The organism is Stutzerimonas stutzeri, assembly GCF_024448955.1.
Classification (GTDB): domain Bacteria; phylum Pseudomonadota; class Gammaproteobacteria; order Pseudomonadales; family Pseudomonadaceae; genus Stutzerimonas; species Stutzerimonas stutzeri_AQ.
On the sequence record NZ_JAMOIH010000009.1, the window covers coordinates 139,882 to 161,964 of the forward strand.

Consider the following 22,083-nt stretch of genomic DNA (forward strand, 5'->3'; position numbering starts at 1 on the left):
AGAGCATTGGACAGATGCGCAAGAAAACAACCCCTACCTTGAGCTTGGAGGAGCGCGAAGCGCTTTTTGACGAGCTTGAAGCGGAAGCAGAAGCTTCACTATCCCCCCGCCCTTCGTTGACTGTCAGAGAGCACGTTAGCGAACCGGAACGCCCGCTCTATGAATATGAGAGCGACCGCACACACAAGACCCCGGAGGAGATAGATCAAGAGATTGAACAGATGTGCGCCGAGCTCCTGGCCGACTGTGGTAAGTCGCCAGCAAGCGAAATGTCGCAAAAAAAACGCAGCTCGAATCCAAGCAAGGAACAACCGAGCAGTGGCAAAAATGCCGCTGAATCTAGCGCCGAATCAGGAGCAAACTCAGGGAAAATTACAAAATTTGGAACCCAACGAAAGAGGGTGGCAAAGCTCTCTACGCCAGACGCCGCGCGGACCTTGGTCGCGATGGTGATGGGGCAAGAGGACCGCTTTGGAGCTATAGGGGGTAATACCCCGTATAGCCCTAACACCGGAGCTTTTGTTAGACGAATGGTTAAAGACTGGCTGAAGTCACGATACTGGGGGCAGGCGATGATCCTTGACTCTACTCATCACCTACCCCCACCTGACAGCTTGCCAGATTGGAATCGACTGCCATCGGACGTGGCTCAGTTCTTCAAGCTGATAGCCGTACTGCACCACCCGGATGCGATATTCGCAACGATTCGCTTAGACATCGACATTGGCGAGCGAGCAATCCACGCGAAGCAAGGCCCATGCAGTTGGCTGGCCGAACGAATCACAAGGGCGCTCGCCTCGGCAGACATCGACTCTACCCACATGGCCTTCAGCATCGAGTTCGCCCCGAAGCAGGCGAAGACGATTCACAAGCTCCACATCCACGGAGCGCTTCACATCCCGGCACACCTACGCGAGCAAGCCAAGGAAGCACTAAAGCAGGCGCTAGCGCCGCTTTACGCGCAGCACGGCACCAATGAAGCGATCCAGCTCGAAGAACCGCACAGAGCGCCCGACGTGGCGCGCTACATTCCGAAGGACGAAACACCTACACAGAACAAGCTCAAGCGCCTGCGCAGAACCAAGGCCGGGAATGGCGCGCACAGATCAACAAGCGAAGCGACGCGCGGCGGGCAACAAAACTACTCCAGCATCAAGCAGTTCATTTCCGGGAACCCGTTTCTGTACACCGGATGCCCGGACTTCTCTTAGAACCCGTGAGAGACAGCACCAGCTCAGCCAAGAAGCCACCTAGAACGCTCATAGCGATGCGATCTGGCAAAAGAAGAGCAGACCTAGCAGCGAATCACGAACACCGCTCTAAACGCTTCCTAGGGGCTCACAGCAAAACAGGCAATATCAAGAAACGCGGGCAAAAAAATCAGTGGTAGTTGAACTAACTAACCACTGACTGAAGTACGAGCTTGGACGGTGTGAATTATACACAGAACTTACCGACACCGGCAGACTTCCCGATATCGCGAACCATCGCTACTGTATTCGCATCAACGAAACAGGAGCGAAACCATGCAGCACAAAGTTATAAGCTACTCAGCAGCCTGCGAACTTATTGAACAGTTAGGCGCTATCGAAGTACACAGCGCCGGATGGGCGCAGACGTTTAGAGCGGAGAACAACGGGAAGCCAATCTACATTCAACTTCCCGGAGAGGGGGACTGTTTGGTGATTGGTTAATACTTGCGAGCCTCGATCTGTTTTGTGATAACTGATTATCTTAGACAGATCGAGGCTTGAGGCGGGTTACTTGCAGTTGCCGGTCTGCAGGCGGTTGAGGAACTCCATAGAGATAGGAGTTTGGACTGTCGCAACCGATCTGATCGTGAGTTTTGTCCCGGCGGCCGTGGGTTCACCAAGAACGTAATCGGCGGGGTGTTCCTGAAAGCTTTGAGTATTGTATCGGACCACAAAGGAATGATCGAACTTGTCAAAGTCGCCGCGCACCGTATAGAAGCGACTGCAATACGGATAAGCAGTCAGGCTCTCATAGACTTCTTTGGCAGGCTTGTTCACTTCAACAACAGCATAGGGCTCGCGATGTTCAAGAGGCACTTGAGAACAGCTGACCAAGACCATCGATGCGATTACCAGTCCAAGGGTGTTTTTTAGGATCATTATTTGCCGCTCCTGATGGCAAAACAGCGGCGCGCTTTGTAGCACGCCGCCATTGGGCTCTCAATCCATGTTGTTCGGCTAACCACCGCGACGCCAGATAACTCCATTGCTTCTCGTGGGTTCGCTGTGTAACGATTCAATGAGCCATCAACCAACCCCATCAACGGCATCCACTCTTAGTGCGACGGGACCAACAGCTCAAAGAAACGAGCCGTGCTTATGGCTCTGAGCTCGAATCCCGCCGGGTGCGCCATATAAAGAAGGCCCTAGATGAAAATCTGGGGCCTTTTTCGTTTCGCGTCCCGCCATTGCAATTTTGGCGGACAGTTCTGCACACGCCACTCGCCAGGGCGAAGGCCTCATGTAGCAAGTGACGCCGCATAGGGTAAAGACTAAACAGCGGCGGGTCGGTATGGCGGCTATCGTGCTCAGCGTGTGGCCAGAAAATAGAGCCGAGGAACGCGGATGATTGACTTCAATAACAAAGGCTTTTTCAAGCTGAAGCAGAACGACGAGTACGCGGAGCGGGTCAGCTCCCTTCTGCTGGACAGCGAGCAAGTTGTCGACGCGTACAAATCGATGCGCGACGGCGTGGTGTTCACGACCAAGCGAATCATTGCGGTAAACGTGCAAGGCCTCACCGGGAGCAAAAAGGACTTCACCTCCCTGCCCTACAAGAACATCGTCGCCTATTCGGTGGAAACGTCCGGAACCTTCGATCTGGATTCGGAGCTGGAAATCTACTTTTCATCGTTGGGCAAAGTTAGGTTCGAATTCACCGGCAAGGCTTCGGTCGTTGAGATATCCAGGCACATATCCAGGCATCTGCTCTGAGGCATCCCGGGCTGGCGTTCACCAGTAATGCCTCAGTCCAGGAGCTGCGGGTTCCATACGATTTCCCAGAGGTGCCCGTCCGGGTCCTTGAAATAGCCTGAATAACCGCCCCAGAACGTCTCGTGTGGCGGCTTGACGATGACGGCTCCGGCCGTCTCGGCTATCGCCATGACGGCATCGACGTCGGCTTTCGACGCCACGTTGTGGCCCAACGTCATCTCTGTCGAACTGGCCGGACCGAGCTCCAGCCCCGTGTCATGAGCGATGCTGCTACGCGGCCAGAGCGCCAGGCGCAGGCCGGGTTGCAGATGGATGAACACTACCGCACCGTACTCGTAGGCCTCACCGGTGATACCTTCGCTCACGAAGCCGAGGCCGTCGCGGTAGAACTGCAATGACGCCTCGAGATCCTCGACCCCGAGGGTGATGACGGTAATTCGTGGTTGCATGAACAGGCTCCGTAGCAGGCTGTACTAACGCGTCCTGTGATAGTAGTGCACGGCAACAACACGGATCTGATCACTTTCCCGACCGGCTTCAGATCCCTTTACTCGACCCCCAGGTTGAATGAGCGTCACGGCAGCGTCACCGAAACCGGCCTTGGTGGAGCAATCCCCGGATCAGCCAGCCCACGGCCTGCGTGCGTGAACAAAACAGGTCCTTATGGACGTAGCGGCCGAAGCTCGGGACCCACAAGCGCTGGCTTCATTCCAGCTAGACAGCTGGGGATTATCATTCTGGCCGAGCGGGTGAAACCCGCTTCTCGGGATACTGCGCGCTGATTGAATAGGTTGGAACGAGTGGCGAAGCCTTAGTCCGACACCATCGGGCCGCAGGCGGCCTATCGGTCGGCCCCCGTGTCATGGCATGAGGCCGTAACCGTCGAGATAACGGCCGGTTCAGGCCGGCCAAGCTCCGATTCCGGGCTGTTTTCGGTGCGAATCCCCAACGCTGTCAGCAGCGTCTCGGTGACTTCCATGAATGAGTACCCATCGGCCCATATCTGAGTCTTAACGTTCAGCCTGTCATCCATTTTTTTGTTCCTAAGCCGAGCATCCGCCGGCCATTAATTCAGTTGTCGTAATTTGCCGAAGTGGCAATACGCAACTATTGCATCAAGCATGCCACTATTTGGATACAGATTTTCTCTTTAATATCAATAAGTTATAGATAAAATAATTTCCAAATGTCTTGCAAGTTGCATGACTGAGTTCGCAATTCCATGCGATGTGCATTTCAGATCATCGTTTCCGTCTGGGACGTTCGTGCGTTGCGATCAGCACAGCAAGCGGCAGCTGACTCCTACTGCCAAGCCCGAAGTTGGGCTGCGTTAGGCATAATCGACTGCCATTGCCTGAGCACCGCCATGCAGATCGACGAAGAACTCACGCTGAAGAAGCTGGAAGTATTCCTGGCATTCATGCGCAGCGGAAACCTGAGCAAGGCGGCGGCTGAGCTCAATACCAGCAATGTCAGTGTGCACCGCGCAATTCATTCGCTGGAAAACGCGCTGCGCTGTCCGCTGTTCAAGCATGAAGGGCGCAATCTGATTCCGCTGGAAAGTGCCTACGTACTCGAAGAAAAGGCCCAGAAGCTGGTGCAGGACGTGCTGGAAACGGTGCGCCAGACACGGGAGGCCGCAGGCTTCTCAGCTGAGCGTTTTAAGCTCGGCGCGCTCTACTCGCTCACGGTGAAAACCGTGCCGCATCTGATCATGGGACTGAAACTGCGCCGCAGCGAACTCAACATCGACCTGATCCTCGGCTCCAACATCGATCTGTTCTACAAGCTGAAGAACATGGAGCTGGATGCCATTCTGGTATCGCTGAACGAGAGCGTCAGCAACGATCCGGACTGTGCGCAGTTGCCATTGTTCGCTGATGACATCTTTCTCGCCGCACCGGCCGATTCACCCTTCGCCCAGCAACCGGAGGTGGATCTGAGCGACTTGCGCGACGCGACCTTCATCACCCTCACCCAGGGCTTCGCCACCCATCAGGACGGCAACCGGGTGTTCCAGCAGGCAGGGTTCGAGCCGAAGGTGGCGATGCAGGTGAACGACATCTTCACCTTGCTGAGCATGGTCAATTCGGGAGTGGGTTATGCCCTGCTGCCGGGCCGGGTGGGGATGGTCTACGAATCCCGGGTCAAGCTGGTGCCGTTGCAGGCGCGCTATCACCTGCAGCAGCACATCGGCGTGGTGTTTCTGAAAGCCAAGGAGCGCGACCCGAACCTGCTCGCGCTCCTCGCCGAATGCCGCATGTACAGTTTAAAGAACCCCAGCTGAACCACGCGGCGGTTCCCCGGTTCAGCCGAGCAGGCCTCGCATGATGAAGAACAGCAGCGATGGGCCGAGCAGGCAGCCCAGCGCGGTATAGAACGCTGCGGTCAGGCAGCCGTAGGGCACCAGTTTCGGGTCGGTTGCCGCAAGGCCGCCGGCAACGCCGCTAGAGGTACCGATCAGGCCGCCGAATATCACTGCCGAGCGAGGGTTGTTCAGGCCGATCAGCGGCGCGAAGAAAGGCGTCGCCACCATCACCAAGATGGCCTTGACCAAGCCTGCCGCGATGGAAAGGGCCATCACCTCGGAGCTGGCGCCGATTGCCGCACCGGTGACCGGGCCGACGATGTAGGTCACAGCGCCGGTGCCGATAGTGGTCAGGCTGACCGCATCGGTGTAACCGAAGGCAACGGCCACTCCGACCCCCGCCACGAACGACGAGAAGACTCCGATGAACAACGCTAGCACGCCAACGAAACCGGCGCGCTTGAGCTCCTCGACGCTGACGCCGAAGCCCGTGGCGACGATGGCAAAGTCACGCAGCATCGCACCGCCCAGAAGGCCGATACCGGAGAACATTGCGATATCCACCAGCCCCTTCTGTCCACCGGTAACCACGCCGCCGATGTAAGACAACAACAGGCCGATGAGGATGGCCACCGCCGAGCCATGCAGGCGGCCCTTGGTGAGCTTGTCCGAGAGCCAGTAGGACAGCCACATGGTGGCGCCGATGATGGCGAAGCCGCTGATCATGCCGTAGCCGGAGATCACTTTCATGAGGGATTCGTACATGGCCGTTACCCCCGTGCGCTGCTGGTGGCGGGCTTGACCGAAGCGACCGGCTCGGCTTCAGGCTTTTTTCGGCCGATCCGGTCCAGCACCGGCACTAGAGCGAAGGCCACCGCCACCGCGGCGACACCGGCGAGAATGGCCATCGGACCGCCAGAAAGCGCGCCGTATACGTTCTGTTGCGCAGCCATGGCGACCACGATCGGGATGTAGACGGCGCTCCAGAACTTGATGCCCTGCTCCGATTCCGGATTGAACAGGCCGCGTTTTTTCAGATAGCTGCCGATCAGGATCAGCAGCACCATGGCGATACCAACGCCGCCGACGTTGGCCGGCACGCCGATCGCTTTGCCAAGCAGCTCGCCGATAAAGATACCGGTGAGGGTACACAAGGCCAGGAAGGCCACACCGAAAATAATCATTGTTATTGTCCTTTTGGATTGCGCTCAGCCTGCCGAAGGCCTGGCGCGTGTTATCGAGGTAGTTGTTGTTATCCGTCGATCAGTAGGCGAGCAAGGCTCCCTCACCCTGATGAAGCACGCGATCTATCGGCTCTGGCTGCCCTCCTGACGCAGCAAGGCGTCCAGTGTGTCCAACCGAGCGCCGTCGAAAGCGATCAGCGTACCCTGTTCGAAAACCCGTCGCGCCAGCCCGGTAAGCACGGAGCCGGGCGGCAGTTCGATATGCAGCCGCACACCGCGCTCGTAGGCAGTGCGCAGGGTGCCGTGCCAGTCGACGACGCGGCACATGTTGAAGGCGAGGTCATCGCGCAGACGCTCGGCATCGAACACCGGGCGCGCCGACGAACCGCTGAGATAACGCAGGCGCGGAGCACGCAGGTTGACCTTGGCGAACGCTTCGGCCAGGTGCTGCGCCGGCGCGTCCAGCAAGGCGCAGTGCGAGGGCACACTCATCGCCAGGCGACGCGCGCATGAGGCGCCGAGAGCCTTGGCCTGAGCGGCAACCGCCGCCATGGCGGCGTCGCTGCCGGCGATGATGATCTGGTTGTCGGCATTGATGTTCGCCAGGTAGGCGGGCTCCGCAACTTCTGCCAGCAGGCTCTCTACGGTGCCCAGCTGGAGGCCGAGGATCGCCGTCATGCTGTAGCCTTCGGGGTAGGCTTCTTGCATCAGCTCACCACGTAGTGCCACCAGGCGCAGGGCGTCGGCGTAGTCGAGCGACTCGGCGACAACCGCCGCGGCATAGGCCCCTATGGACAGTCCGGCAACGTAATCGGGTCGCTGACCGTCGCGCATCAACAGACGCGCACCGGCGACGCCGGCGATCAGCAGGCAGAGCTGAACGGCGCGGGTCGAACGCAGCGCCTCGGCCGAGTCGAGCAGCAGCGCATCCTCGCCTAGCACTGCGCTGGCCTCTGCGAGGGTAGCGGCGACTTCCGGTGCGGAAGGCAGGCGATGGAGCATGCCCGGCTTCTGTGCGCCCTGGCCTGGGAAGGCGAACAGGCTGCTCATGCGGCCCGCTCCTCTAGCCAGGGATTGGCGACCAGGCGTGGTCCCTCGGCAGTCTTGACCAGCACCCGTGCCGCGCCGCTGGCCCATTCGCTGAGCGCGACGCCACCGAGCGGCGTTTCGAGTTGCAGATCAACACGACAGGCGCGACCTTCGAGCAATTGCAGCAGCGAGCGCGCTTCGCTGCGCGGCAGCGGCCATTCGGCTCTGAGCAGCAGGTCCAGATCGCTGTCCGGATGCGCCGCCGGCAGTCCGGTAGCGAGCTGAAAGCCAACGGAGCCCGTCACTCCCCACGGATGGCCGAAGGCTTCGAGCAACGGCCGCAGTTCGGCCAGCACGCGGAACACCGGCAGGTCTTCGCTGGCGCGACGCTCGAGCAGCTGCTCTGGAGTCAGCCGATGATTGACCGCAGCGACCGGCATCAGCGGGGCCAGGCGCTGATCCCGCGTGGCCCCGCGCACGCCGACGGCGACCAACCCCGGCGCGACGACGGCACGACGCACGACCACCGGCTGCCCAGCGGCGAGCACGGCGACCGCCCAGGCCGGAGCATCGGCCGGCAACTGCTCGGGGCGCATGCCCCAGAGCAGGTCGTGGGGGCGCAGATCTTCAGGCTGGTACATGGCTGTCTCCTGCTCGTGATGTCGGTTGCCGGACCACTGAGGCTGATTCACCGCCGCACGCCGTTACCACTGCGCGCGCAGCATCTCCCGCACCCGCGACGACGCCTCGCGATTCGCCGCACCGAGGCGGCCGCGCAAATCGCTGCTACCTCCGATGTCCGCGACGGCCTTGGCGAGACAGTCGCGCACACGCTGCAGGTCGTCCGCCGAGGGCTGCTCAATGCTGTCCACCGAGAGGGTTTCCCAGAGCAGGCCGAGGGTGGAGTAGTTGTCGATGTCGTAAGCCATTGGCGGCACGGACTCGGCCAGCGCCTCGAGTTCCTCGACACTGCGCAGGGTGATGCGGGCCGCGGCGGCCTTGCCCATGGCGTGCACCATCACACCCGGATCGCGCAACGCGATGATCCGCTGGGCCTGGTAACCGTGAGCGAGGAAGGCACCGGACATAGCCTTGCCAACCAGCAGGGCAACTACGGGATGCCCGGCCAGCCGTGCACGGGCATAGCCATCCACTGCACCGGCCAGCGCCTGGTGAATCCCTAAGGCTTCTTCGCGGCGGCCGTAGGCCTGACTCGGCACGTCGACGACGGCGACCAGCACGCGCTTGTCGGCCTTGTCGCGGTCGGCTTCGATGACTTCATCGACCGCCTTGCCCAGGCCCCAGCCTTCGAGCAGGCCGACTTCGCCATTGCGCGCGCGCGGGAATGGATTTTCGGCATCCGGCACCACGGCGATGTAGCGCGCGGTACGGTCACCGAGTGTGCCGTCGATGACCTTCACCGAGGCCGGATAGCCCGCCAATTCCTGGCCACCAGCCAGGGCTTGCAACCAGTTCAGTCCACGGTTCATTGGGCATCTCCTTCATAGAGGGCACGCACCGCGGCGGCGTTGAGCTGGGTGCGGGTGTCGGCGTCGGCCAGGCGCTGCAGGTACCAGGCATGGCGGCGGCTGCGCGGCTGCGCAGGTTTGCCCAAGGCAAACAGCTCATGCAATTGATCGCGGATGGCATCGGTGTCGTCGGCGACATAGGCGTCCACCAGGCCGCTGGCGTAGCGCTGCTCGCCCCCGGTCAGGCTCCAGATGAAGGGGCGGTCGCGGGAGTCGTATTCGTCGAGTCCGGCTTCCTGCTCGATCACTTGCGGGCCATTGAGGCCGACGCGGGCTTCGCGGGTGACGACCAGGTAGCTGCACAGCCCGGCGGCGATGGACATGCCGCCGAAGCAGCCGACGGAACCGGCGACCACGCCGATCACCGGCTGGTAGTCGCGCAGCTCGACGATGGCCGCCTGAATTTCGGCGATGGCCGCCAGCCCCAGGTTGGCTTCCTGCAGGCGCACGCCACCGGTTTCCAGCAAGAGCACGGCGCGGGTCGGGATGCCGTTGCGGTTGTCTTCGGCAGCCAGTTCCAGCAAGCCTGCGATCTTCGCGCCGCCGACTTCGCCCATGCTGCCGCCCTGGAAGGCGCCTTCGATGGCGGCGATCACTGCCGGCTGGCCGTTAATGGTTCCTTTCGCGACCACCACGCCGTCATCGGCCTGGGTGACAATGCCCTGCTTCGGCAGCCAGGGCGAGGTGACGCGGTCGAACGGATCGAGCAGTTCGCGGAAGCTGCCTTCGTCCAGCAGCGCGCGGGCGCGCTCGCGGGCGCCGAGTTCGACGAAGCTGCGCGACTGAAGTAAACGGGCCACATTGTTAGCAGACGAATCAGTCATGGCCGACCTCCTCCAATCCCTGCTCCAGACGCAGACGCACTACGCCGGGTGTGGCCCCAAAATCGTGAATATCGATGTTCAAGGCTGGCGGCATCTGCTCGCGGAACATCCGCTCGAACAGGTGCTGCCAGCGCTGCTCGGCGCCATTGACCGAGGTGACCACCTGGATCGCCAGCTTGCCGGCCTGGCCGGGTTCGAGCAGCACTTCCAGATCGCCCGAGCCGACCACGCCGACCAGGGCTTTGCCGCGGGCGGGTTGGCCGGCGGCAAATTCGAAAGACAAGGTTTCCATGTTCAGTTGCTCCCAGTCGGCGCCGGCGCATGCGGCGCCAGGCGGTCGAGGAAAAGGGTGGCGGCCAGGAGATCGGCGGCGCCCCCCGGCGAGGCGTTGAGGGCGAGCATGTCGCGATCGAGCAGGCGCAGCTGGCGACGACCGGCGAGGCTGGCGGCACCACCGGCCTCGAGCACGGCACGGGCACCGGCCTGCATGCAGGTCAGCCCTTCCAGCCCGGCGCGATGCAGCACGCAGGTGTCGGTCAGGGTGCTCATGATCGCCAGCAGCGCATCGAGCCGGGCGTTCTGCTCGCCAGCACCCGCATGGCGGCTGGCCAGCAGTTGCGGCAGACCGTGCTCGATCACGGCGGGAAAGCCGTGCTGCGCCTGTTCCCGCGCACCGAGCACGCCGTAGCGGCGGCAGACCCGTGCGCCATGGCTATCGGGGTTGTGCGGCGCGGCCGGATCGCTCAGCCGGGCTAGTGCCGCCGCGGTATCGGCGATGCGTCGAGCGTCTGGTGCATCAGCTTCCAAAACCGCCGCCGCGCAGAGCAGCCCCAGCGCCCAAATCGCGCCGCGATGGGTGTTGATTCCGCCGGTGACGCGCAGCATCTCCGCCTCACCTTCACGGCCCAGTCGGCCGAGGGTTTCGCGCAAAGGCTGGCCGACTCCACCAAACATTTGTGCTGCTTCAGCCATCACCTTGAAGGCTGGCCACAAAGCATTGGCCGAAGCGTGCATCAGACCCAGATGCAGGTCGTCGTGCGCGCCATTGCCGCGCCGGTCCACCAATCCAGGCTTGGGTGAAAGGTCCGCTTCGTCGATCAGCACCTGCACCGCCAGATCCGCCAGCCGCTCAGCCAGCGAGGGCTGCAGCTGACTTGCAATGAGTGCACTCATCACCAGCTCCTGAACTTGGCAGGCGGGTTGTAGAGGCCGCCGGACCAATCGACCAACTCGGCAATGCTCTTGGCCGCCAGCAATTCACGAGAGGCATCGTTGCGGCGGATGCCGAGGTCTTCCGGCAGCGCGATCAGCCCTTCGCGGCGCATGCGCTCGGTGTCCTTGGGGTTGTGGCGCAGCCCGATGCTGGTGACGCCCGCCACAGCGGCGATCATTGCCTGGCGTTCCTCCAGCGAGCGCGCCTTGTACAGGTAGGCGATGCCTTCCTCGGTGAGCAGGTGGGTGACGTCGTCGCCGTAGATCATGATCGGCGCCAGCGGCATGCCACTCTTCTTCGCCACCTCCACCGCATCGAGCTGCTCGACGAAGGTGGGTTTGCCGCCTTCCTGGAAGGTCTCGACCATCTGTACCACCAGCTTTTTGCCGCGCTCGAGCATGGTTACCGGGGCTTCGCCGCCGGGCATGGCCATGTCCAGCCAGGCCGGTGTCGGATGGCGACGACCGCGCGGGTCGTGCCCCATGTTCGGCGCGCCGCCGAAGCCAGCCAGGCGCCCACGGGTGACGGTAGAGGAATGGCCGTCGCCATCCACCTGCAGAGTGGCGCCGATGAACAGGTCCACCGCGTACTGTCCGGCCAGCTGGCACATCATGCGGTTGGAACGCATCGAGCCGTCGCGGCCTGTGAAGAACACGTCCGGACGCTGGGCGATGTAGTTCTCCATGCCCAGCTCGGTGCCGAAGCAGTGCACGCTCTCGACCCAGCCGGTCTCGATCGCCGGGATTAGCGTCGGGTGCGGGTTGAGCGTCCAGTTGCGGCAGATCTTGCCTTTCAGGCCCAGGGATTCGCCGTAGGTCGGCAGGATCAGCTCGATGGCGGCGGTGTTGAAGCCGATGCCGTGGTTGAGCGACTGGACGTTGTGTTTCTCGTAGATGCCGCGGATCGCCATCATCGCCATCAGCACGTGCACCGGCTTGATGTGGCGCGGGTCGCGGGTGAACAGTGGCTCGATGTAGAACGGCTTGTCGGCGACCACGACGAAATCGACCCAGCTGGCCGGGATATCCACCCGTGGCAGGTCGCGTGGGTCGTCGACGATCTGGTTGACCTGGACGATGACGATACCGTCGCTGAAGGCCGTGGGCTCGACCAACGCCGGGGTGTCCTCGGTGCTGGGGCCGGTGTAGATGTTGCCCTCGCGATCGGCAGTGAAGCCGGCCACCAACGCGACGTTGGGGATCAGATCCACCAAGAGGCGCGAGTAGAGTTCGATGTAGGTATGGATGGCGCCGACTTCCAGCAGGCCGTCTTCGAGTAGCTGGCTGATGCGCAGGCTCTGCGGGCCGGCGAAGGAGAAGTCGAGCTTGCGGGCGATCTGCCGCTCGAACAGATCAAGATGCTCGGCGCGGCTGACGCTGGGCATGATCATGTGCAGATCATGCAGCTTGCCGGGATCGACCTGCGCCAGGGATCGCGAGAGAAAGTCCGCCTGCTTCTGGTTGTTGCCTTCGAGTACCACCCGATCACCCGGCGCGATCAGCGCTTCGAGCGCCGCGACAATCTTGTCGCTCGGCAGGACCACGCCGTCCGCAAGACTGCGCACCTGGTCGAGACGCCGGGCTTTTTCAGCGCGACGACGCGACCACTGCGGCGGTGGGGATATTGTTGTTGTCATGCTGACTCCACAGGTTTCCGCTTTGTGGAGCGCACAGTAGGGAGATGACCGAAGAGTCATCAATCAAGCTGAGGGGCGTTTCGTTACGCTGAGGTTAACGATGGCTCTGCGGCGCCCTTAGAGCCAGCCCAGCGTAACGCCAGCGAGCAGCAGATAACGGCCACCCTTGGCCAGAGTCACCAATAGCAGGAAACTCCAGAGCGGCTCACGCAGGGTTCCGGCGACCACCGTCAGTGGATCACCGATGATCGGTACCCAGCTCAGCAAGAGCGACCATCGGCCGTAGCGGTGGTAGGCGCGCTGGGCCTTGTCCAATTGTTTCTCGCTCACCGGGAACCAGCGCTTGCCATGCAGGCGTTCGATGTAGCGGCCGATCAGCCAGTTGGCCAGCGAACCCAAGACGTTGCCGAACGTAGCCACGCCCAGCAGCACCCATGGCGAGAACGACTCGCTAAGCAGCAGCCCGACCAACACCGCTTCGGACTGAGCCGGCAGCAATGTGGCAGCGGCAAAAGCCGCAAGAAACAAGCCGAAGTAACCTGACAGCTCGAACATGAGCGCTACAAATCAGCAGAGCCGTGGCGCGAAGCCTGGGCTCAGCGCCCCGGTTGCGGGCGGAAGCCCGGCACAGCAGTGGGACGCTCTACGCGAGCGGCGGGCATGGTGCAATTGAGGTCGCGGAACGGCTGGCCATTGAGCAGTTCCCAGCCATGACCGGGCGACGTTTGACGGCAGATAACGGTGCCGTCGGCCTTGCTCTGCCATTGGTAGTAAGGCGCAGGGCCGGCAAAGGCCAGCAGCGGTAGGAAGAAACTGAAGACAAGGAACAAGAAACGCATGGCAGGGCTTCGGTAGGGAGCTGGCGCCACTTTAGCCGGATCGGCGCTTCGCGCAAGCACCGCTCGGCAAAGCGGCATAGGGTAGTACTTGTAGCTCAAGGGGACGCCTGGTCCTTACACTCGGAAGAAGGTTGATCAGGTCCGCGCGCAACTCGCTCTTACGAAAAGCGAGCAAACAATTCAGTACCAGACCTTCGCCGCCTCGCGCATGAAGATCTCTACCGTCTTCGGCCCGATACCCTCGAACTCGGCAAGGCGCTTTTCCAGCGCCGTACGGCTTTCGCTCTGCTCACGGATGTTGCCGAGCTTGCCGCCGTACTCGCTGTTGAGCTTTCCGCACAGCTTGAGCAGGCGTTCGGCGGTCGATTCGTCGTAACGCACATAGCGCCCTTCGCCGAGCATGCTTACCAATTGCTGCCGGCTGCAGTTGCAGAGCTTTCTCGACGTGTCGCGCTTGTGTTTGTCGACGATGACCCGATAGGCCTCGGCGGCGATATCCTGCTGGATGCGCTTGCCGAACAGGAAGCTGGCGATGAACCATTTGAACAAGTCGCCTTCGCCTTTCTCGATTTCGATACCTAGGTCTTTTGCGCTAATTTCGCGTGCCATTTGGCGCCTCATTTCAGCTGTTCTTCATGATGCGACGACGGCGATGGCGCTAGGTTCGAGATTTATCCATCCAAGTAACCGTCGGCGTGCCCTAGCATCGGCAAGTTTCCGCCTACTGCTTGAGGATGGTGAGCGGTTTATTGCCAATACCCTTCGAATAGACGCGTTAACTCAACGTGGCAGAGCCCTGAGGGTGTATGGCACGGCTCGTGCTTGCTCCTGCCTAGCCCGATGCGATTACCAAGACAAGAAAGCCGCACAGCGCGCCCGCTTTTCCCTAGTGAAAGCTTACCCGCCGCCGTAACCGCCCTTCTTGTCCTTGCAGCCTTTGAAGCTGCGGCCGATCGTCTATCGTCAAGGGTTGCGAAAACCAATAACAACGAAACGGAGTTACATCATGAGACTGACCAAACGCTTTGGCCTGCTTGCTGCCGCTGCAGCCTTCACTGCCAGCACCGCAGCCGTCGCTGCGCCGACCTTCATCAACATCCTCACCGGCGGCACCAGCGGCGTTTACTACCCGATCGGCGTAGCCCTGTCGCAGCAGTACAACAAGATCGACGGCGCCAAGACCTCCGTTCAGGCCACCAAGGCATCGGTAGAGAACCTCAACCTGTTGCAGGCCGGTCGCGGCGAGCTGGCTTTCGCCCTCGGTGATTCCGTGGACGATGCCTGGAACGGCGTCGAGGATGCCGGCTTCAAGGCCCCGCTCAAGCGTCTGCGCGCCATTGCCGCCACCTACCCGAACTACATCCACATCGTGGCCAGCAAGGAGTCCGGGATCCAGACCCTGGAAGACCTGAAGGGCAAGCGCATCTCCGTCGGCGCGCCGAAATCCGGTACCGAGCTCAACGCCCGCGCCATCTTCAAGGCCGCCGGCCTGACCTACGAGGACATGGGCCGCGTGGAATTCATGCCCTACGCCGAGTCGGTCGAGCTGATCAAGAACCGTCAGCTGGATGCCACCCTGCAATCATCCGGCCTCGGCATGGCGGCGATTCGCGATCTGGCGGCCATGGTCCCGATCACCTTCGTCGCGGTTCCCGAGGACGTGGTTGCCAAGATCGGCAGCGCCGCCTACCAGTCGAAGATGATTCCGGCCGGCACCTATGACGGTCAGGACGCGGACATTCCCACTGCCGCCATCACCAATATCCTGGTCAGCCACGAGAAGGTCTCCGATGACGTCGCCTACCAGATGACCAAGCTGATCTTCGAGAACCTCGATCACCTGTCCAGCGCCCACTCCGCAGCCAAGGATATCAAGCTGGAAACCGCGACCGAAGGTCTGCCGATCCCGCTGCACCCGGGCGCCGAGCGCTACTACAAGGAAGCCGGCGTCCTCAAGTGACAGCCGGGCCGGGCGGGTCTGGTACCCGCCCGGTTTGCCTTCAAGACTGCATAGCCTGATGGTCCGCATCCCGGGCCATCACGAAGAACGCCCATGCTCCGCACTGGCGCGACGCTTCAATCTTTCCGAGAGAGCCATCCCATGAGCGAGACCCAAGGGCTGCACAGCAGTCCCAGCGAATGGCCAAAGACGTTGTTCTACGTCGCGCTGCTGTTTTCCACCTATCAGATCATTACCGCCGCCTTTCATCCGGTGTCTAGCCAGGTATTGCGCGCGGGCCACGTCGGTTTCCTGCTGCTGATGGTGTTTCTCTGCTACCCGGCAAAAGGCAATGGCCGCCCCTGGCAGCCGCTGGCCTGGCTACTCGGCCTGGCCGGCATGGCGACGGCTTTCTATCAGTGGTATTTCGAGGGCGATCTGGTTCAACGCTCGGGTGACCTGACCACTACCGACATGTACATCGGCATCATCCTCACCGTGTTGGTGTTCGAAGCAGGCCGCCGGGTGATGGGCATTGCACTGCCGACCATCTGCGCGATCTTCCTGGCCTACGGTCTGTTCGGCGAGTACCTGCCGGGCGACTTCGCCCACCGTGGCTATGGTTTCGATCAGATCATCAACCAGCTGTCGTTCGGTACCGAGGGCTTCTACGGCACGCCAACGTATGTCTCGGCCACCTATATTTTCCTCTTCATCCTGTTCGGCTCCTTCCTCGAGCAGGCCGGGATGATCAAGCTGTTCACCGATTTCGCCATGGGCATGTTCGGCCACAAGACCGGCGGCCCGGCCAAGGTATCGGTGGTGTCATCGGCGCTGATGGGCACCATCACCGGCTCCGGCGTGGCCAACGTGGTCACCACCGGGCAGTTCACCATTCCGCTGATGAAACGCTTCGGCTACCGACCGGCCTTCGCCGGCGCAGTGGAGGCCACGGCCAGCATGGGTGGGCAGATCATGCCGCCGGTAATGGGCGCCGTGGCTTTCATCATGGCCGAAACCATCAACGTGCCGTACATCGAAGTGGCCAAGGCGGCGCTGATTCCGGCCATGCTGTATTTCTTCGCGGTGTTCTGGATCGTGCATCTGGAAGCCCGCAGCAAGGACCTCAAGGGCCTGCCGAAGGACCAATGCCCGAGCGCCTGGAGTGCGGTTAAGGAACGCTGGTATCTGCTGATTCCGCTGTTCGTGCTGGTCTACCTGCTGTTCTCCGGTCGCACGCCGATGTTCTCCGGCACTGTCGGTCTGGCACTGACGGCCATCGTCATCCTCGGCTCGGCGATCATTCTCAAAGCCAGCAGTTTCTGGCTGCGCGCCGCCTTCTGGATTGCGCTGGGCGTGCTCTGCGCCGGCTTCTTCCAGCTTGGCATCGGGGTGATTTTTGGTGTCATCGCGTCGCTAGTGGTGGTCTGCTGGTTCATCAAAGGTGGCCGCGACACCCTGCGCGCCTGCCTGTTCGCCCTGGTGGAAGGCGCGCGCCATGCGATCCCGGTGGGTATCGCCTGTGTGCTGGTGGGGGTGATCATCGGCATCGTCTCGCTGACTGGCATCGCCAGCACCTTCGCCGGCTACATCCTGGCCATCGGAGAGAACAACCTGTTTCTCTCGCTGGTGCTGACCATGATTACCTGCCTGGTGCTGGGCATGGGCATCCCGACCATTCCCAACTACATCATCACCAGCGCCATCGCCGCACCGGCGCTGGAGCAGCTGGGCGTGCCGCTGATCGTCTCGCACATGTTCGTCTTCTACTTCGGGCTGATGGCCGACCTGACGCCGCCGGTAGCGCTGGCCTGCTTCGCCGCAGCACCGATCGCACGCGAGAACGGCTTCAAGATCAGCCTCTGGGCGATCCGTATCGCTGCCGCCGGCTTCGTCGTGCCCTTCATGGCGGTCTACGATCCGGCGCTGATGATGCAAGGCGATAGCTGGCTGGCCACTGTCTACATGGTGGTCAAGGCACTCTTCGCGGTGTGCCTGTGGGGCATGGCGGTAACAGGCCACCTGAGCATACGCATGCCGCTGTGGGAACGGCTGTGGGCACTTGGGGCCGGATTCGCCCTGATCCTGGCGATGCCGATCAGCGACGAAATCGGCTTCGCCCTGGGGATCGCCCTGGTAGCCCAGCACGTCTGGCGCGCCCGCCGCGCCGAGCGTCTGGCGGCAGCGTGATCGGGTTGTGCCTGGGGCTGGCCGGTGTGGTGTGGGCGCAACTGCCCACACCCGCCTTCACCCTGGCGTGGAACCACACCATCGAGAAGATCCGCTGGGAAGAAGACTACCGCGTGACGCCGGACGGGCTGCTGCTCGGCGAAGCGCGGATCAAGGGCACCGGCGCCGGCATGGAAGTTCCGGATGACGCCCAGTTGCGCGACGGCAGCTGGCACTACCAGCGCCAGCTGCCGCCTCTGCAACCGCTGCGTGTGGGGCGAACCCCTGAAGCCGGCGATTATCAGCTGTGTTTCGACCAGCGCTGCCACGCGCTGAGCGAATGGCTCGGCCCGCCCACTTCGGAGCAGCCCACGCTGGAGCTGTGGAGTTGCAGCGTGCCGGCAAACAGTTCCTCTTGATTACAGCAAGTCCGCTCGAGACTCCGCAGTAGGGTGCGCTCCGCACCCCAGCAAAGCATAAAAACCGCGCCCAACCTCGGTGCGCAGAATGAATCGGTGAGAGGCGATTCATTGCACCATGGCCCCGATGGTTCCCACGCTCCTGCGTGGGACTCCTCCAACCGGTGCTGTGATCCAGACGCAAGCCACCAGGCGTGCCCACGCATGAGCGTGGCACGATCAGACATCAGCCTGACGGCAGGTCCGCTCGACAACCGACCCCACGATCAGTGTGGGCGATCCGTCAAACCGCCAGTTCCGCCTCCCGCCTAAGCGCCGCCGCCCTCCTCGCGCGCAGCTTGCGCCACCAGATCACCACACCGGTCACCGACAACACGGCAATCGCCACGCCCAGCACCGCTATTAGAATCCGCCCCGGCATGCCAAGGATGCGCCCGCCATGGATCGCCGGCTGCAGCATGTGGAATTGCTCGCCCAGGGTGCCCTGCCCCGGTATTTCCTGCCCCAGCAACTGCGTCCCATCAGTGCCATGGAAAAACAGCCAGGCATTGCCCTGGTTGCTGTCGTGATCGCCGAAGCCGGCGCCGTAGAAGTTGTATTCAAAACTGTAGTACAGTTCGCCGATGGGCTCACTCAGGCCCAGCTCGGCCGCATGCTGCATGGCGTAGTCATAGGCCTGATGGAAATCGTAGGCCGTGGTGCCCAGCTCTTCTTTAGGCAGCCTGCCTCGCGCCTCGTAGACGCTCGGTTCCACCGCTGAGAACAGTGACACCACCGGTTTGAACACCTGCTCGGGCAGGTTCATCGCAATGCTGCTGACCGCCACCGGTGTGAGCAGCAGCCACAGCCACAAACCGCCGGCACGGTGCACGTCGTGGTTCATGCGCTGGCGCTTGATCTTCCATGACGTCCACCACTTACCAAAGAACGGCCGGCCACGCGGGAAGGTCAGCAACAGCGAGACGAAGCAGTCGAGCGTCCAGGCGATCGCCACGATGCCCATCAGCCACAGCCCCCAGTTGCCCGGCAGCGACAGGTTGTAGTGAAACTCCAGCATGAAAGGCACGAAGTTCTCCCGCGAGAAACAGCATTCGCCCCAGTAGCGTGTCCCCACCGGCTCGCCGGTCACCACGTCGAGGTACTGCACCACAGGTTTGATATCGAAAGGCTTGGCGGTGGCCGGATCGTTGCGCGGCACCAGCGCCATCAACGCAGCGTGACCCGGCTCGTCGGGGAACTCCATGTACCAGACCTGCATCCGCGGGTTGGCCTGCTGTACGCGCTCGACCAGCGTACCCGGTGCCAGCACCGGGCCTTCGCTGGTGGTGTGGTAGAACTCGGGGTTCAGCCACTCGTCCAGTTCGTGGTGAAAGGCCAGGATCGCGCCGGTAATGCCCGCGAGAAACAGGAACAACGCGGTGGCCAGACCGATGTAACGGTGCAGCAGAACAAGGAGGTAACGCATCATCAATTTCCGTATTACAGAAAGCACAAAGCCGCCAGCCCGTTAAAGCCGGCGGCGCGAACGTCAACCTTAGAAATCGTAAGTCAGGGTGGCCATGACGTTGCGCTCTTCGCCGTAGTAACACTGGTTAAGGCTGTTGCAAGCCGCCACGTATTTTTCATCGGTCAGGTTGTTCAAGTTCAGACGTACACCCACGCCGTCCAGCCCGACGCGCGACATGTCATAGCCGAGCATGGCGTCATACAGAGAGTAGGACGGGATACGCAGGGTATTTTCCGCATCCGCCCAGCTCTTGCCGAAGTAACGCACCCCACCGCCGATTTGCAGGCCGGCGATCAAACCCTGATCGAAGGTGTAGTCCGTCCACAACGACGCCATGTTGCGTGCCACTGCGTTGGGCGTATTGCCACGGTTGTTGATGCCCGCCGTACCGATGTAGTCCTTGCTGTACTCGACATCCATGTAGGTGTAGCTGGCTAACACGTTGACGTTTGCCAGCGGGTTCAGACGCGCTTCCAGCTCCACACCACGTGAGGTGATTTCGCCAACGGAGCGGAAAAAGTTCTCGTTGGAATCCTTGCTCGACAGATTGGACTGCTTCAGGTCGAACAGCGAAATCGTATAAAGATCATCCGTACCAAGAGGCTGATACTTCAGCCCGAGCTCAACCTGCTCGCCTTCGGTGGGATCAAGCAAACTGATGTCGTAGGCGCTGCCATCGAAGTTATAGGCGCCGGTGGCGTTGGGATTGAACGACTCGGAATAACTGATGTAGGGAGACAAGCCGTTGTCGAAGGCATAGAGCACCCCGATGCGTCCGGTGAATTGCTCGAGCTTCGACTGATCGGACTGATCACCGTAAATCGATTCGGTCTGATCGAACGAGACGTCGACCCAATCCTGCCGTGCGCCCAGAGAGAATCGCCAGTTGCCCAAGCTGATCAGGTCCTGCACGTAAAGTCCGGTCTGCTCCAACTCACGCGATTCATCGTACTGGTGATAGAAGGTCGGGCTAGCGGCACTCACGCTGCCGGTGTAGGGGTTGATATTGCTCAATCCGCTACCTGCGTCGTAGTCGACCTTGGCTTTTCGACGCTGATAATCCAGGCCCGTTACCAGCGTATGGCTGAGCGCGCCGGTATCAAAAAGAAACTGCAACTGGTTATCGATGGTCCAGGCATGTAGCACTTCGTCGGCACCGGTGTAGTAGCGCACCAGCTCATCCGCCGTGGCATAGCCATACTGGTAGACCTGCCCGGACTCCACCGTCGAATCGAGATATTGGAAATTCTGGCGGGCGGACACCACATCGTTGAAGCGATGCTCCAGCTGATAGCCGATCATCTGCTGGTCGCGCTCGAATTTCTCGTAGTCTTCGTCGCCTTCAAAGAAGCTGCGCGAAATGCGTTGCCCATTGTGCGAAGTGATGGTGCCATCTGCCGGCAGACCGCCATGGTAGCCGCTCTCGGGATCGTGCTGAAGCATGGCAAGCAGGGTCAGGCGGGTATCTTCGGTGAAGTCGATGCTCAGCGACGGCATCACCGCATAGCGCTTTTCCTCGACGCCATCGACCTGGTTATCCGCATCCTTGACGACTCCAACGAGCCGATAAGCGATCCGCTCATCATCCAGCGGACCGGTGAAGTCGAAAGCGGCCTGCTTGTTGTCTTCGCTGCCGTAGGACAGCTGGATCTGCCGGCTGGCTTCGTATTGCGGCTTCTTGCTGGTCATCGCCACCAGACCGCCGGGTAGGCTGCGACCATAAAGCACCGATGACGGCCCCTTGAGGATGTCGATGCGCTCGATGAAATAGGGGTCTACCTGCAGACTGCTGTAGGTACCGCTATCGCCCAGCAGCTTTTGACCGTCGAGGTAGAGGTTGTCCACCGAGCCATCGGTGATGCCGCGCATGGCGACATAATCGTAGCGAGTGGTGGCGCCGTAGGGCGTGCTCATCAATCCCGGCGTATAACGAACCGCCTGAGCGATGGAACGCGAACCCTGATCCTCGATTTGCTGGCGGGTGACCACCGAGACCGTCTGCGAGGTTTCCACCAACGGCATGCTGGTCTTGGTCGCCACGCTGCTGTGGGTGGCGTTGTAGCCTTCCATCTCGCCCAGGGCGTTACCCAGCGCGAAACCTTCGACCACCATGGGCTTCAGCTCGACGGCCTCGGCCTGTTCACGAGGCGGCGATAACGCCAGCGAGTAAGTGCCACGTTCATCGCGCACCGCCTGCAGACCACTGCCCTGCAACAATGCATCGAAGCCCTCCGCGACGTTGTACTGTCCCTGCAGGCCAGCCGATTCGCGGCCCTCGGTGAGACGACCATCGACCGACAGCATCACGCCAGCCTCGCCGGCAAAGCGGCTCAGCGTGCTGGACAGCGGACCGGCTGGGATATCGTAGCCGCGCATCTCCTGCTGACTGGCCGCCTGTGCCAGCACCGTCGGCGAGGCGACGAGCGTTGTCAGCGGCAAGCAAAACATGGCGGCGCGGATGGCGCGGGACAGACTGGAACGGCGAAGCGGAGCGATGGAGCGCATGGGTCATCCTTTTGCG

Annotated in this window: 22 protein-coding genes; 6 read left to right on the forward strand and 16 right to left on the reverse strand. The window is 61.5% G+C overall.

The annotated features are described in order from the left end of the window. Positions 1 to 14 precede the first annotated feature (14 nt). Positions 15 to 1,211 (forward strand): hypothetical protein, encoded by a 1,197-nt coding sequence (locus NA645_RS11670; RefSeq protein WP_256048953.1) that lies wholly within the window; start codon positions 15 to 17, stop codon positions 1,209 to 1,211. Positions 1,212 to 1,760: 549 nt separating this feature from the next. Here the strand turns inward: NA645_RS11670 and NA645_RS11675 are convergent. Next, positions 1,761 to 2,132 carry a hypothetical protein gene (locus NA645_RS11675; protein ID WP_017246016.1) on the reverse strand — a complete coding sequence of 124 codons (372 nt, stop codon included), beginning with the start codon at positions 2,130 to 2,132 and terminating at the stop codon, positions 1,761 to 1,763. Positions 2,133 to 2,597: 465 nt separating this feature from the next. Here NA645_RS11675 and NA645_RS11680 point away from each other — a divergent pair, with 465 nt between their 5' ends. Beyond that, the gene (locus NA645_RS11680; protein WP_256048954.1) at positions 2,598 to 2,966 is read left to right on the forward strand and encodes a PH domain-containing protein; all 369 of its coding nucleotides are present in this window, start codon (positions 2,598 to 2,600) and stop codon (positions 2,964 to 2,966) included. A gap of 32 nt (positions 2,967 to 2,998) precedes the next feature. Here the strand turns inward: NA645_RS11680 and NA645_RS11685 are convergent, their stop codons facing one another. Beyond that, positions 2,999 to 3,415, reverse strand: coding sequence for a VOC family protein (locus tag NA645_RS11685; RefSeq protein ID WP_256048955.1), 417 nt, complete (start codon positions 3,413 to 3,415; stop codon positions 2,999 to 3,001). Positions 3,416 to 4,332: 917 nt separating this feature from the next. Here NA645_RS11685 and NA645_RS11690 point away from each other — a divergent pair. Further along, positions 4,333 to 5,253, forward strand: a complete 921-nt coding sequence (locus tag NA645_RS11690; RefSeq protein ID WP_256048956.1) for a LysR family transcriptional regulator — start codon at positions 4,333 to 4,335, stop codon at positions 5,251 to 5,253. A gap of 21 nt (positions 5,254 to 5,274) precedes the next feature. Here the strand turns inward: NA645_RS11690 and madM are convergent, their stop codons facing one another. From madM to NA645_RS11750, 12 genes are all read right to left on the reverse strand, one after another. Beyond that, the gene (gene madM, locus NA645_RS11695; protein ID WP_256048957.1) at positions 5,275 to 6,039 is read right to left on the reverse strand and encodes a malonate transporter subunit MadM; all 765 of its coding nucleotides are present in this window, start codon (positions 6,037 to 6,039) and stop codon (positions 5,275 to 5,277) included. A 5-nt stretch (positions 6,040 to 6,044) separates the two neighbouring features. Continuing rightward, a complete protein-coding gene (gene madL / locus NA645_RS11700) occupies positions 6,045 to 6,458 on the reverse strand; it encodes a malonate transporter subunit MadL (protein ID WP_256048958.1) in 414 nt (137 codons plus the stop codon). Between the two features lie 123 nt (positions 6,459 to 6,581). Continuing rightward, positions 6,582 to 7,508: a malonate decarboxylase subunit epsilon gene (mdcH, locus tag NA645_RS11705; RefSeq protein WP_256048959.1), complete on the reverse strand. Its 927-nt coding sequence runs from the start codon at positions 7,506 to 7,508 to the stop codon at positions 6,582 to 6,584. Continuing rightward, complete coding sequence (locus NA645_RS11710; protein ID WP_256048960.1) at positions 7,505 to 8,128, reverse strand: malonate decarboxylase holo-ACP synthase; 624 nt, start codon at positions 8,126 to 8,128, stop codon at positions 7,505 to 7,507. The genes mdcH and NA645_RS11710 overlap by 4 nt, the downstream gene beginning before the upstream one ends. A 63-nt stretch (positions 8,129 to 8,191) precedes the next feature. Further along, a complete protein-coding gene (gene mdcE, locus NA645_RS11715) occupies positions 8,192 to 8,977 on the reverse strand; it encodes a biotin-independent malonate decarboxylase subunit gamma (protein ID WP_256048961.1) in 786 nt (261 codons plus the stop codon). Continuing rightward, entirely contained in the window at positions 8,974 to 9,840 is an 867-nt protein-coding gene (locus NA645_RS11720; protein ID WP_256048962.1) for a biotin-independent malonate decarboxylase subunit beta, read from the reverse strand. Before NA645_RS11720 ends, mdcE begins: the two co-directional genes overlap by 4 nt. Further along, the gene (locus tag NA645_RS11725; protein ID WP_256048963.1) at positions 9,833 to 10,132 is read right to left on the reverse strand and encodes a malonate decarboxylase subunit delta; all 300 of its coding nucleotides are present in this window, start codon (positions 10,130 to 10,132) and stop codon (positions 9,833 to 9,835) included. The genes NA645_RS11720 and NA645_RS11725 overlap by 8 nt, the downstream gene beginning before the upstream one ends. Before the next feature lie 2 nt (positions 10,133 to 10,134). Next, on the reverse strand, positions 10,135 to 11,013 hold the full coding sequence (locus NA645_RS11730; RefSeq protein ID WP_256048964.1) for a triphosphoribosyl-dephospho-CoA synthase: 879 nt from the start codon (positions 11,011 to 11,013) through the stop codon (positions 10,135 to 10,137). Continuing rightward, complete coding sequence (gene mdcA / locus NA645_RS11735) at positions 11,013 to 12,689, reverse strand: malonate decarboxylase subunit alpha (protein WP_256048965.1); 1,677 nt, start codon at positions 12,687 to 12,689, stop codon at positions 11,013 to 11,015. Before mdcA ends, NA645_RS11730 begins: the two co-directional genes overlap by 1 nt. 117 nt (positions 12,690 to 12,806) lie before the next feature. Further along, positions 12,807 to 13,244, reverse strand: coding sequence for a YqaA family protein (locus NA645_RS11740; RefSeq protein WP_256048966.1), 438 nt, complete (start codon positions 13,242 to 13,244; stop codon positions 12,807 to 12,809). 41 nt (positions 13,245 to 13,285) lie between these two features. Further along, positions 13,286 to 13,528, reverse strand: a complete 243-nt coding sequence (locus tag NA645_RS11745) for a hypothetical protein (RefSeq protein ID WP_256048967.1) — start codon at positions 13,526 to 13,528, stop codon at positions 13,286 to 13,288. Positions 13,529 to 13,708: 180 nt separating this feature from the next. Beyond that, positions 13,709 to 14,137, reverse strand: a complete 429-nt coding sequence (locus tag NA645_RS11750) for a DNA methylase (protein WP_256048968.1) — start codon at positions 14,135 to 14,137, stop codon at positions 13,709 to 13,711. A 397-nt stretch (positions 14,138 to 14,534) separates the two neighbouring features. Here NA645_RS11750 and NA645_RS11755 point away from each other — a divergent pair, with 397 nt between their 5' ends. The 3 genes from NA645_RS11755 to NA645_RS11765 all read left to right on the forward strand — a co-directional run bounded on the left by NA645_RS11755 (position 14,535) and on the right by NA645_RS11765 (position 18,055). Next, on the forward strand, positions 14,535 to 15,488 hold the full coding sequence (locus tag NA645_RS11755; RefSeq protein ID WP_256048969.1) for a TAXI family TRAP transporter solute-binding subunit: 954 nt from the start codon (positions 14,535 to 14,537) through the stop codon (positions 15,486 to 15,488). A 141-nt stretch (positions 15,489 to 15,629) separates the two neighbouring features. After that, positions 15,630 to 17,657, forward strand: a complete 2,028-nt coding sequence (locus NA645_RS11760) for a TRAP transporter permease (protein WP_256048970.1) — start codon at positions 15,630 to 15,632, stop codon at positions 17,655 to 17,657. Then, the gene (locus NA645_RS11765; RefSeq protein ID WP_256048971.1) at positions 17,654 to 18,055 is read left to right on the forward strand and encodes a DUF1850 domain-containing protein; all 402 of its coding nucleotides are present in this window, start codon (positions 17,654 to 17,656) and stop codon (positions 18,053 to 18,055) included. The genes NA645_RS11760 and NA645_RS11765 overlap by 4 nt, the downstream gene beginning before the upstream one ends. A 283-nt stretch (positions 18,056 to 18,338) precedes the next feature. On the opposite strand, the gene NA645_RS11770 is transcribed toward NA645_RS11765, so the two are convergent. Next, complete coding sequence (locus NA645_RS11770; RefSeq protein ID WP_256048972.1) at positions 18,339 to 19,520, reverse strand: PepSY-associated TM helix domain-containing protein; 1,182 nt, start codon at positions 19,518 to 19,520, stop codon at positions 18,339 to 18,341. 69 nt (positions 19,521 to 19,589) lie between these two features. Beyond that, positions 19,590 to 22,067, reverse strand: coding sequence for a TonB-dependent siderophore receptor (locus NA645_RS11775; RefSeq protein ID WP_256048973.1), 2,478 nt, complete (start codon positions 22,065 to 22,067; stop codon positions 19,590 to 19,592). Between the last annotated feature and the right edge of the window lie 16 nt (positions 22,068 to 22,083).